The sequence below is a fragment of the Saccharibacillus endophyticus genome (assembly GCF_013185185.1).
GTDB classification, from domain to species: Bacteria; Bacillota; Bacilli; order Paenibacillales; family Paenibacillaceae; genus Saccharibacillus; species Saccharibacillus endophyticus.
On record NZ_JAAZWE010000001.1, the window covers coordinates 842,772 to 855,514 of the forward strand.

Consider the following 12,743-nt stretch of genomic DNA (forward strand, 5'->3'; position numbering starts at 1 on the left):
AAATTCCATGCTCAGCTCTCGGAATTCCCGATAGCCGGCTGCAATCCCCTGTTCACGTTAAAAACGGTCAATCCCTTATCCCGTAAGGATTCGCGGTCTTCCGGCTCCCGAAGACGGCAGCAGAGCCCTCGAATCGTCTATATCTTCAGGCTATGACTTACTATAGCAAAGACGCATAGACTAAAAATCGAGAAACGGCGCCAAAATAGACATTATGCTGCCTCGCAAACATATCTCCGGACAAAAAAAGAAACCTTGCGCGGCAATATTCGCTCGCGCAGGTTCCCTTTTCCGTTCCGAAACGAGCTACTCGTATTCCGCCATCGTGACGCGGTTGCGTCCTTCGTGCTTGGACGTATACAACGCCTCGTCGGCCATTTTATACAGCTTCTCCTCTTCAAGCTCCGTTCCCTGCGCCCACACCGCACCGATCGATACGGTCACGATGCCAAACCCGGGGTTCCGCGCATGCTCGATCTGCAATGCGGCTACGGCCCGACGCACCTTTTCCGCGAATTCCTTACTTTCTTCCCGGCTGGCGCCGGGCATCAAAATGCCGAATTCTTCGCCGCCCAGACGAAAAGCAAAGCTTTGTCCGTCAGCGGTGCAGCGCCGGAGCGCGCCGCCCAGACGCTTCAACACCTGATCCCCTTCATAGTGTCCATACGTATCGTTGTACTTTTTATAGCAGTCGATATCCAACATCAGGCAGGCCAGCGAGTCCTCCTTTTGATTTGCGCGGGCAATGCTTCCGGCAAATACGGTGTTGAAATGACGACGATTGTAAAGCCCTGTCAACTCATCCGTGACGGACAACCGTTCGATCAAGTTCAACGACCGATTCAATTCTTCATTATTGCGTTTGAGTTCTTCGGTCCGCTCGGCGACGATCTCCTCAAGGTTTTCTTTGTGGCGTTGAAGTTCCTGTTCCGCTCTTTTTCTGGCCGTGATATCCTTGACGGTTCCCTGCACCGCCCTCTTGCCGCGATAAGAAACGCCGCTCACCTTGTGGATTGCGGTCACGATCCGAACGCCGTCCCGGTGAGAAAGCGAAGTCTCGTATTCGGACGGCGTCTCCCTGCCTTCGATTCGGCTTCGGTAATAAAGCTCCACCCGCTCCGCGTCTGCCGGATGAATAAACGCATTGTACGGCGCGCCCAGCATCTCGTCCGTACGGTAGCCCAGCATTTCCGCCAAGGCGGTATTGACGTAGACGAACCGACCGTCCTGAATCATGAAAATGCCGTCTTGAATATTATCAACGAGTTCGCGATACTTGGCTTCGGACTGCTCCAACTCTTCATACAGACTCGCATTCTCCAGGGAAAAGACCATGTCCCGGGAAAGCAAATTGATAATTTTCATTCGTTCTTGCGTAAAAGCGCCCGTAACCAGATTGTTTTCCAAATAGATGACGGCAACGGTCCGGTTCTGGTTAATGAGCGGCATGCAGACAATGGAACGCGGACGATGAAGCCGAATATACGGATCGCCGGCCAGCGAAGGTTCCGTTCCCGCATCGTCAACGATCAGCGTCCTGCCGCTTTCTTCGACCGATCTCAGCAGCGTTTCGGGCAGAGGATCGTATAATGTAGTTTCACGTACGACCACCGAAATTCGATCCCCGTCCGCGACATAGCGACCTTCAACCATCATCGGACTTTGCCGAAGCAAGATATATCCCCGCTGCGCTCCCGCATTTTTGATGACGATCTCCATCAGCGCCTGAAGCAGGTGATCCAATTCGATCTCCCGCGAGATCGCTTGCGAGGCCAACATCAAGACATCGAGATCAATGCTGTCCGACGAAGCGGTAAACGTACCGGGCTGCACGCGTTCATGCGCACGGGAGGTCGTATGCTGCGGATAGCGCTGCGCCAATTGCCTGATCTTGCCTTCCGCTCCCCAGACTGCGTAATAATACACGGCTTTGCCAAGCAAATAAGCCCCGTAATCGGCATGCCCTTTTTTAAAATGGAAAGCCGCGGCCAGTTCGAATCCCAATGCTTTGTAACGCACCGGCCCCCGACTTTCCGCTTCGGCGCATGCCAGATCGTATAATCGGGCAGCTTCGTCCGACCGATCGGATTTTCGTGCGCGTTCCGCCCGCAGCAGCAGCTCGTGCCAAGCAAAATTATGCGGATTATGGGCAGCCCAGTTTCGAATGCGGCGAAACTCGCGGCCTATTCGATTCTGCCTGCGACGATGCGCTCCGGCGTCATGCAGAGGACTTGCGTAAGCGCTGATCAAAAAGCTGTATAGGGCATACTCCTCCATAAAAGCCGAACCCGCCAGCGCGCCTGCGTAAGCTTCGGCCCGGTCCATATAATTTGCCGCTTCATCGTATTGTCCGGCGGTGAAGTATTGTTTCATCTTATATAAATAGTAGATCGCGATGCCCGACTTGTAGTCCGCACTCTCCAACTGCGCCAGGCAAGCCGTCTCGCTAAAATCCGGTCCGTCGAACGATAAAGGGTCCTCCAACAGTCCGGCCAGTCCCCTCCATTGCTGCCGGGCAAGCTTGGCCGTCGCCAGCGCTTCATGATGTCCCGTATTTTCGATCAAAGCAATATGCTTCTCGCTCTCCTCAATCTGCGCCTTCATATCCAACGCAGGATGCCACAGATTGACGTAATAGCACGCATGCGCCAGATACAGCAAATTCCCCGAACGCAAGCCGGAATCGATCGCTTCGCCAAAAGCTTCCGGCAAGCAAGGCCAAGGTTCTTTCCAGATTCGAGTAAATAATGCCGTCAGCACCTGCGTCGCGCTGCGCGATCGAAGATCGTCAAAGCGATCATGGAGACGAAGCGCCAGACTCCCGAATGCCCATGCCCCCTTAACGTCTCCCAACCCGGACAACAGCAGCGCGTAGCCGGTAAAAGCAAGTGCCGATTCCGGCGCAATGCCGTACTTGAGCGTCAGCGCCGTCTTTTTGAGTACGATCAGGCCGAATAAAGGCTGCTCGCCCGAAATAAAAGCAGGCGGAAACATCCCGATCAACAGGCGCATGGCCAGCTTAACCCGGGGATCGCTCATTTCGCCGCCTTGTTCCAAACGTCGGATCGGGGTACGGGCAAGCTTCAGCTTCACCTTGCCCAATTCGGCGGCAACCGCCGTCATCCGCACGCGATCAGGTAAACGAATCCCGAGTAACGACAACCCTTTCTTGCCTGAATCCAACGATTCCTTCATCAGCCCCAAATAAAAATAAAACGCGGCCTGCATCTCGTAAAGCCCGGCCGATTCCAGCGGATTTCTTGCTTGAACGATCAATTCTGCGCACGCTTCATCCGCTTCTTCGATCCGGCGGCAAAGATACCCGCATTCCGCATACAAGAACAAAGCGGCACGCGTCAAATCCGGCCGCGCGATCCAACGCGCGTCCCCCAGCAATTCCGCTGCCGTTCGCGCCAACTCCCATGCCGTATCGTAACCGTAAGCCGCTTTTGCCAATCCGGCGGCTTCGATATTCAATCGGATCAAGCACTCCCGCTCCGCTTCATCTTCCATATGCGCAAGTCCTTTGTTCAAGTGCGCCACAGATTCAAGCAAGTCTTTTGGATATGCAGCCGGGTCAGGACCAAGCTGTTCAAGCCATACTCGGCCGATCCGCAGATGCAGTCGAACGATCTCGCTCGGCGATCGCATCTCGTAAGCGGCCTGCTGAATCCGATCATGCCGGAATCGATAATGCGACGATGAACCGACGGAAGCCGCGGATTCCGGAAGCTCGTAACGGACAATCAATTCTTCTTCGAGCGCTTGCTCCAAGCAGCGGTCTATCGTCGCGCGATCGACTTCGCCGGTCCGTTCAAGCAAGCTTGCGTCAAATCCCGAACCTAATACTGCCCCAAGCGTCAAGAGCCGCCGAAAATCGCGATCCAGACCCAGCAAACGCTCCATCAATAGCCCCAGCACATCTTCGCTGACCGGCATTTCCGCAATCCGCTGCACGTCCCACTCCCAGCTTCCCCTGGGCGCATTGAATGCAAGAAGTCCGTCCCGATGCCATTCGCGCAGCGTCTCCCGAGCGAATAAGGCATTTCCTCGCGTTCGAAGGCGCAAGACTTCCCCCAATGAGCGAACCTTATCCCGATCCGCATGCAGCGTTTCGGCAATCAGCGATTCCAGCGCTTCCTGCGTCAACGGACCCAATTCGATCCGACTGACTTCGCGAGAAGCACGAATCCGATCTGCCGAACCGGACAAGGGATGATCTTCGCCCAGTTCGTCGGAACGATAGCCCCAGACTACGCAAAGTCCGCGCAGCTTCGGATCGAGCAGCAGTCGTTCCACCAACTGAATCTCGGTCGGATCTGCTCGATGCATATCATCCATAAACAATAACAGCGGTCGTCCGTCATGCAATAATCCTCGAACGAAAGCGGCAAAGCTCAGGAAAAAACGGCTTGTATCTTCAGCCGGAGCAAGCATATGCAGTTCAGGCGAAGCACCGATCCAAGCTTCAAGTTCCGGAATCAGCCGCGCAATCAACATTCCGCTGCCGTCAAGCTCTCTGCGCAAATTTCGGGCCATTTCCGAATGCTGCAAATCGTCCCGATTTTCCTCGACCGCCATCTGGATCATCAAGCCGCGGAACGCCTGAATAAGGGCCGCATGCGGAAGGCTTCGATTGTAAGGATCGCATTTCCCTTCGGCCCAGCGTCCCTTTTCTCCCGTAACCGCAGTGCGCAGTTCGTTGACAAAGGTCGTCTTGCCCGTCCCCGCTTCGCCCGACACTTTAAGCAATCTTGGCGGCTTTCCGGCAGCAGAACAAAAAAAGGCTTTAGCCTGAGGAAGCTCGGCTTCCCGACCGTACAACCGCTGCGGCAGCCGGAATCGTTCCTGACGATCCCGGCTGCCCGGCTCAAAATCCGTTTCGCCACGGATGCAGCGCAATAAATCGGCCTTGATGCCGTATGCAGTCTGATAACGCTCTTCGGGCGACTTGCTCATCAGCTTCATGATCAAACGGGATAAAGCGGGAGAGGCATGTTCGGGCATAACTTGATGGGGCGGAGCGGGGTGTTTCGCCATTAACGAAAACAGATACTCCGGCGCGTTCTCTTCCTGATAAGGACGAGAGCCCGCAGCCAGTTCATATAAGGTAACGCCGAAAGAATAATAATCGGTCCGAAAGTCGATACTTCGATTGATTCGCCCCGTTTGTTCAGGCGACATATACGAGAGGCTGCCTTCCGGTAATTCAGCCTGTCTCAAGCTATCGATATCGACGGATGCGGAGTCTTCGGACAATCCGAAATCAATCAGCCGAAGCCGGTTAGTCGTCATGTTCCAGATCAAGTTGGCAGGTTTGACGTCTTTATGGATAACGCCGCGCGCGTGCACTTCGCCCAAAATTTCGATAAAAGCGACCATTGCGCGCAGGAACGACTCGGGGTCGGGACGCTTTTCCGCCCAGATCCGATCCAACGAACGCCCGCCGATATCTTCCAGCTGCAACAGCAGCATTCCCCCGCGTTCTTCGAGCCGAATCGGGCGTATAACCCCTTCTACTTCGGCACTTAATTTTTCCAGCAGGCGATGTTCCTTTTTGAATCGAATCACTTCCTGCGAATCCGCTGATCCCGAACGCAATATTTTCAAAATCACGGTCTCGCCGGAATCTTCATTTATTGCACGATAAACGGCTCTGCGGCCATTGTCGGAAAAGGTTTCGATAATAGTAAAACGATCAATTGTTGTCATGGTCCCATTCCACCTTTGGCCGCCGATTCTCTTATTAATTCTTAGCATATCCCATATCATCGGTTGAGGGAAGCCGATTGCGTCCGGACGCGAAAAAGCCAACTGCAAGATTGCAGCTGGCTGAAAATCGCGGTGTTATTGTGCGCTATCTACGACATCTTGAGGAACGGTGATCGCTTCGATCTCGTTGTGCTTCGAAATCGTGCTGTCCATGACCATATGCATCGACATGCTCATGGCTTGGTCTCCTTCTCCGCTTTCCGCCGACATCGTCATGTCAATCAGCGATTTGGTCGGATAGAACGTTTCTTTGTTTAGCGCGTAAGTGAGGTTCATTTCTTCGATGTTCATTTGATCGAGAGCCGCCGCGGATTGTTCGTCGCTGCCTCCCAGCATGTCCGAAGCCATGGATTTGATTTTATCGCCCGACAGCGATGCGGTCAGCACGTAATCGTCGCCTTCTTCGGTCACTTTCATGTCGCTGGCCACGGATTTGAATTGATCGAACGAAGATTCCAGATTCGATCCGCTTTCCAGCGTGGCCATCATTTGCGAACGCTGTTCTTCCGGAAGCTTTCTCCATTGTCCTTCCACTTCCATGTAGACCGCGTCGGCCGTAATGTACTGCTTGATATCGGTCGAAGCGCCTGCCGCATCGGTTTTGATTTCTTGGTAGCCGCTAATCGCCGGATCAAGCACAATATCGGTATTCATGTTCGTTTTGGACGTATTTTCTTCGCCGTTAAGCGTCATGCTTTGATCGATATTCGCGACCATGTTGTAACTTTTCAGTTCTTTGGTCGCTTCTTGAGCTTTGTTCAGCAGTTCTTCGGCCGACATCGACGATGCCTCGGCCGCCGGTTCTTCCGCAGCAGGCGTTTCTGTTGCTTCAGCGGCTGGCGCTTCCGCAGGCGCCGTCGTATCCGTCGCTGCCGGAGTTTCGGTAGTTGCCGTTTCCTCGTTGTTTCCGCAGGCTGTAATGCTTACAACCAACATCGCCGAAAATACGGCGGTCCAAAGTTTTTTCATTATGTACCCCTCCTGGTTTCTGATAAATATGTCTCTTCGGCTTATTAAACCAAAGCGCCTTGTTTTTAACGCTTTTATGACAAATTAACGCCTAAAGCGATAAAGAACAAAGCTTTTCCATGTTATCAATACACCCGGCAAGGGAATACCCGTCATTCGAACGAATTACTGACTGGGGCTTTTCTCACGTAAGATTGGGACTTATGTCTTTTAATCCAATTCGGCTCGGGAAAAGAGATCGCGAATCAAAGCGTCATCCTCGCAAGCGTCTTTGAATGCGTAAACGAACAGCTCCAACGCTTCGACATCGTCTGAATAGGCAGCAAACATGTCGGCTTCCGGATCAAACTTGACGCGGTCGGCAAGATGCGGCATTTTCTCTTCCAGGAATACGGCGGCGAGAGAACCCCAATCATAACCGCTTCCTTCAAACCCGTCATCCGCACGCTCCGCAAACACTTCGTTCTTGTAAAGTCCGGCACTCAAGATTACCGAAGCTTTTCCTTCACCGTGGTCTACCCATTTGAACGGCTCCATGCCGTGTTTGGCTTCTTCCGTCATCTTCTTTTCCTCCTTGATCCAATTTGATAAAAAACTTCCCCGTATCAGTTTACTACACCCTGGCTATGGCACACAAAATGCTTTCATGGCCTTCTCGATAAAAAGCTGTACGGCCGGCGATGATCGCGGGCAGCGTCATGCAAGAAAGCAGACCTGCTTTCTTCATTTCTTTATTTTTGCCCAGAAACCAAGGGAAGACGATTCAGCCGCTCCGCCAGTTCGGCGGGCAGCGGTTCTTCGAGAATTCGAACTATCGCGTGACGATCCGCTCCGTTTTGCTCCAAATAACGCTCCAACAAATTCGCTTTTTCGGCCCGACCCATCAGCGCGTACGCCGCCAGCCACACTTCCGGACTGGCGATTCGAAGTCCGTTTCGGACGCCCGCCGTCAAAGCCGGCATCCGGCATTCTTTCCGATCGGCGCGGATCGCGAATCCGATAATAATCTCCACTTCCGGATTCGTTCCTTCGATTCGCAGTTTGCAGCCGCTTCCGTACAGCTCGCTCGGACCGCTTTCTTCGATCAGCTTCGTTTCGGCAAGCGACTTTCGCACTTGAGCTTCCGGCGCATCGGTCATCAAGTCCCAATCGCGCACGTTATCCGTTAAACCCAGTCCGAGCAGCATGCCGCTTCCGCCGACGACGTAATCGATCCCCGCACGCTCCAACAAAGAGGTTACGCTTTCCAGCGTGCTTCGTTTTTCGGACATACCCGAGATTTCTTCCGCAATTCCGCTTTCCGCAGATTCGTATTGCTTTTTATGTACCGCTCTGTTCATGGTCGAACCCCTCCTTATTCTCCGCAGCTTGTTTGGCCGGTCGTCTTTTTCGGCTTTTTTGCATTGTACCACGAAGCGCGCCGGAGCAGACGAAAAAACGCCGGGAAGGCACAAGGCCTTCCCGGCGCACGATACGCGCCTTTTATTCCGACGGACCGTTCGCGGCATCGCTTTCCCGAACCACTTGGAAATCGGTCAGCAGCGAAACGACTTCGTCGTTCTCGTCGATGCCCCAATACGAAGCGTAAAAACCGTCGCCGAAGCCCGAAGCGAACATGATGACGTTCAATCCGGATTCTTCGTCCGAAGTCAGGTTGCCCCATACGCCGTCATGCTCTTCCAGCACGTCCGCGACCAAATCGTCGTAAAGACTGATATATTCGTCGCCGAGTTCTTCTTGAAGCCGACCGTCCAACGATTCCAGCGCGCGGACCGCGTCTTCGTCGGCGAAGCTTCCGATACCCGCGTCGACCGGATACCCGAACAGCTCGTCCTCTTTCAGCGTGCTTTTATCCTGACCCGGACGAACGGCCAATTCCCAGCGTACCGGCTTGTTGTCGGAAAAACGCAGCTCCGCTCCGGCAATCGTGCCTTTTTGTTCGCTATGCCAAGCATACACCGGGTAAGTGCCGGGCTTGACCTCGTATTCGAACGCTTCCAGCGTCGAAGTCAGCGGATCGCAGGCGACTACGCGTCCCGAGACGATTTTTAGCGGATCCAGAGGCTGCGGACGCAGCGATCCGTTGGCAGGCTCCAGCAAATCTTGCAAAAATTTCGACATGGGTTCTCTTCCTCTCTTTTTCGAAAATAAACGACGTCGCGAATCATTTCGTTCCTGACGCCGATCAAACGGCCTTTCGCTCTACGTACTATGTATACCCTCTTTTCCCGTTTTCCGAACGAAGTTTCCGTTTTCCTTCATTCGATGCGTTCGGTGTCGAAGGCATATCCTGACGCCCGGCTGCCCGGTACCCGCGATAGCAAAACAATACGATCAACAACAGATCAACCCCGTCGCCGCCGTAATACATCAGTTGCGCGCCGATTCGGACATCTTCGATATCCGTGCCGGGCGGCGGAGACGCATACAGGAATTTGCCCAAAATGCCGTGCGCCGCGAAAGCCGCGATCATGACGCAAGCCCGAAGTTTCATTCCCGTGCGGTGAGGAGAAGGATCGACGGGCAGGAGCGAAGCGGTAAACAGATAGCCGGCAGCGAAAACGTGAATATGAACCAGCGCATGCAGCACTGCGGAGGTATGCATCGCCGCGTATAGATTCGTCGTATACAGCAGCCACAGCCCGCCGACGTTCAACAGCGCCGCGATAACGGGATGCGTCAAGACGGCGGCCGGACGGCTGCGCAGCAATCCCGTCAGCATCCGGGCCGAGCGGCGCGGCAAGCTTCGAAGCAGCAGCGTGATCGGCGCGGAATAAACCAACAACAGCGGACCTAACATGCCGAGCAGCAGATGTCCGAACATATGGGCGGTGAAACTGCCGTGCGACGCTTGGGCAAGCGGACCCGCGACCGCCGAAGCGCAGGCGAGTATACCCGCGCACGCCAGCAGCGAACGGTAAGCCGGCCAACGCTTGTAACGGCGCGAAGTCCAAAACGCCGTACCCAGATAGAGCAGCATCAGCGGCAGAGCCAACAGCATGAGCGGGACAAAAGCGGCCATGCCTTGAGCGGCGTGATGGGCCGACTCGATCGCCGACGCGTCGGCGCCATGATCGTGTCCGGCATGCGCGTAAACGAAACCGTTCGCTCTATTCACGCGCCGACGCTCCTTCGCGGGATTCCGTTTTTTCCCGCCCCGTCCGAATCGTCATGATTATCCCCGCGATCAGCAGCAGTGCGCCGGCTATATTCCAGCTCCAATCGTATGCCGTCAGGTCCACGCCGTACCGGATCTGATGAATCTGCATCAGCTTATGATGAACGATTCCGTCATACAGTTGAAAGAACCCGGCTCCCAGCAGCACGCCGCCGATCCAACGCGAACGGAACCATGCACGCTTCCGGCGCAGATCGGCCAACATAAACAAGGAAGCGACCGAAGCGAACCAGCTGAACGCATGCAGCAGACCGTCCGAAACCAGTCCAGCCCCCGTCGTGGAAAGATCGTAAAAATGGTGCCAATGCAGCAGCTGATGAAATACGACTTCGTCGATAAACGCGATACATCCGACTCCGAACAGAATGCCGGATACCAGGCTTCTCGATCGACTGTTTCCGATCTCTCGCGCCGGCTGTTTGCGGCTTCCGGCATGGCTTGAAAATTCGCTCACGTTTTCTCCTCCTTTTGTAAAAAAACCTCTTTCTTCTATAACCCTTGTTTTGCGACTTCGAATTTCTGCCGGTTCGTCGGATGCTGCAAAAAATCGAAAAACAAAAAAACTGCCGCTCAGGATGGTTGGTCCCGAACGGCAACTAAAATCAATGCTGTGTCCTGCGATATGTATGAAAACGATGAGATTGGCAGGAATGGCGGCCGTGCGTGAAGCTATACTGCCGAATTCTAGCGAACCTTTTCCGCAAAAAGCTGCTGACGTTCGAACTCCGCTCCGGCGTGGCGCAGGAATTCACCGACGAAAGCCAATTGCTCGCCGCTGTAACCGCCCAGGAAAGTCCGGAAACGCTCTTCTTCGCGCTCGTGCAGCTCGCAATGCGTATCGAACACTTCGCGGCCCGCAGGCGTCAGACGGTAATAAATTTCTTTGCGATTGTGACGCATGCGCTCGCGCTTGACCAGACCTTCGCGCACCAGGCGCGTTCCGATTTTGGTCACCCCTGCACGCGACAGACCGATCTTCTCGGCGATGGTCGTTCCGTTGATCGGCTCGTGCCGACCGATGCACTGAATGGCGTTCACCACCGTCAGATTGCCTACCCGGCTGCCCGTCTCTTCGTCTTCGATCATGGCGCGGAGTCTGGAAGGCTCCGTTTGTCTATGGCTTTCGTACCGATGCAGGAAATCCAAAATTTGTCCGTAAAGTTCCGATGGTGCTGTATGTTGACGGTAAACGCTTGCTTCCATAGCATTCACTCCTTCAGGATATATGGGATGTTCAGCTTCAACGTCATTGCTACTGAGAACAATATATCCTAATTGAGAATGATAATCAACAAAATTTTTAAAATAATATTTTTCCCGTACGTATAAAAAGATGCCGTAAATAAAGGAAAACCGGCTTCTTAAGCCTTTCGGCCGCCGGCTTTCCATTCTCAATTAGGCTAAAACTTCAGTTAACAAAAGCTTCAGTTCCGGTTCGTTTCTTCTCATGCGTTCCAAATCCCGGGATAACGAATTCGCTTGTTCTTCCAATACGGTCCAACCGTCTATGCCTTCCCAATAGCGAGTGAGGAAATGCAGGAAAACGTCCACTTTGCGCAAACGCATAAGCAGCGGAATCGCGTCGATTTCTTTTTCGCTCAACATGACGCTTTTGCGGAATCCTTCGGCGAACAGACGGATCGGTTCTTCGCCTTCGGGAAGCCCGGACAAGATGACCGCCGCATCCATCGCCCGGACGTCGTAGGTGCAGAATTCGAAATCCAGCAGCGCTTCGACGATTTTCGGCTCGCCCGCGCGAACCAGCAGGTTGGATGCGTTGAGGTCTCCGTGTATGAGCTGATGCGGCAGGCTGCGAAGATGTTCCAATTCGCGCAAACTCTCGGCATAAGCTTCCGCCATCCGAATCAGGGCAGGAGCCGCTTTTTTCAACTCGGAAGGCGGGTCCGCGGCGAGGCCGGATACCCGTTCAAGCTTGCAAAGCGGATACGCTTCATCCAATTCGTAATAGGGGCGGTAAGCCGGCTGTCGCCCCGGATCGATCAAAGCCAACGATGCGGACAACTCGCCTGCCGTTTCCCCGAATGCGCGCAGCGGACGAAGATCTTCGTCTGCCGGGCGCATGCCTTCGATGTAAGCAAACAAACAAGCAAACCGTCCGCTGCCGTCTTCCAAGCGGACCAACGTTTCTCCCTTTGCCGTACGCAACGGCACAGGCGTGCGAAAAGACAATTCCGCTTCGGTTAAGGCCAGCAAAACCGCATGCTCGAATTCGATTTTTTCCGGCTCCTGATGCGTTTCGTACACCCGCAACACATAACGCTCGTAATCGTGATCGATAAAACGCGTGGTGTTGTTCCAGCCTTTGGCTCCTTGTTGAGGCGTTCCTGCATACTGCGGCAAATACTGCCGAACCACGTTCTCCAATACGCCTTCTGCCGCTTTTCCCGCTCTTCCCGTCATACGCTCTCTCCCGTCAACTTTTATCCATTCATTATAACGCCCTTACGGCGGCAAGACGAGCTTCGATCATTTCTTCCACGTCGCATTTGACGCGGCTCCACATCAACGCCATCCGGTCATGATGCCCGCGGCAAACGTATTCGGCATGCAGCTTGTCTTCCATACGGATCTGCTTCACGATTTTGATATTGCGGGAACGGAGTTTTTGACGCAGCTCTCTCATCTCGTAACGCGCCTCTTCGCGCAGACGATCGAGCTGCCTGAGCAAAACGGCACGCGTGCGCAGCTTGGATCCGTCGATCAATTTCATGTCCGCATCCAGCACCCGAATCAGGTAGGGCAATTCCAGCATCGCCCGAATCAGGGCAAAATCTTCTTCCGTCGCTTTCATCGGCACGGCTCC

10 protein-coding genes are annotated in these 12,743 nt (G+C 54.1%); all 10 read right to left on the reverse strand.

Annotated elements, in window-relative coordinates; all coding sequences use genetic code 11:
• Positions 1–306: 306 nt before the first annotated feature.
• Positions 307–5,712: a diguanylate cyclase gene (locus tag HRQ63_RS03825; RefSeq protein ID WP_172239328.1), complete on the reverse strand. Its 5,406-nt coding sequence runs from the start codon at positions 5,710–5,712 to the stop codon at positions 307–309.
• A 135-nt stretch (positions 5,713–5,847) separates the two neighbouring features.
• Positions 5,848–6,741 carry a DUF6612 family protein gene (locus HRQ63_RS03830; protein ID WP_172239331.1) on the reverse strand — a complete coding sequence of 298 codons (894 nt, stop codon included), beginning with the start codon at positions 6,739–6,741 and terminating at the stop codon, positions 5,848–5,850.
• Between the two features lie 210 nt (positions 6,742–6,951).
• Positions 6,952–7,302: an Imm51 family immunity protein gene (locus tag HRQ63_RS03835; protein ID WP_172239334.1), complete on the reverse strand. Its 351-nt coding sequence runs from the start codon at positions 7,300–7,302 to the stop codon at positions 6,952–6,954.
• 170 nt (positions 7,303–7,472) lie between these two features.
• Positions 7,473–8,081 carry a hypothetical protein gene (locus HRQ63_RS03840; RefSeq protein WP_172239337.1) on the reverse strand — a complete coding sequence of 203 codons (609 nt, stop codon included), beginning with the start codon at positions 8,079–8,081 and terminating at the stop codon, positions 7,473–7,475.
• A 142-nt stretch (positions 8,082–8,223) separates the two neighbouring features.
• A complete protein-coding gene (locus HRQ63_RS03845) occupies positions 8,224–8,862 on the reverse strand; it encodes a DUF4241 domain-containing protein (protein ID WP_172239340.1) in 639 nt (212 codons plus the stop codon).
• Positions 8,863–8,950: 88 nt separating this feature from the next.
• Entirely contained in the window at positions 8,951–9,859 is a 909-nt protein-coding gene (locus HRQ63_RS03850; RefSeq protein WP_229714054.1) for a cytochrome c oxidase assembly protein, read from the reverse strand.
• Entirely contained in the window at positions 9,852–10,322 is a 471-nt protein-coding gene (locus HRQ63_RS03855; protein WP_172240578.1) for a DUF2243 domain-containing protein, read from the reverse strand. The genes HRQ63_RS03850 and HRQ63_RS03855 overlap by 8 nt, the downstream gene beginning before the upstream one ends.
• 281 nt (positions 10,323–10,603) lie before the next feature.
• Positions 10,604–11,122 (reverse strand): MarR family transcriptional regulator, encoded by a 519-nt coding sequence (locus HRQ63_RS03860; RefSeq protein WP_172239343.1) that lies wholly within the window; start codon positions 11,120–11,122, stop codon positions 10,604–10,606.
• Between the two features lie 192 nt (positions 11,123–11,314).
• Positions 11,315–12,340: a phosphotransferase enzyme family protein gene (locus tag HRQ63_RS03865; RefSeq protein WP_229714055.1), complete on the reverse strand. Its 1,026-nt coding sequence runs from the start codon at positions 12,338–12,340 to the stop codon at positions 11,315–11,317.
• Positions 12,341–12,371: 31 nt separating this feature from the next.
• Positions 12,372–12,731 carry a YhjD family protein gene (locus tag HRQ63_RS03870; RefSeq protein ID WP_172239346.1) on the reverse strand — a complete coding sequence of 120 codons (360 nt, stop codon included), beginning with the start codon at positions 12,729–12,731 and terminating at the stop codon, positions 12,372–12,374.
• Positions 12,732–12,743 lie beyond the last annotated feature (12 nt).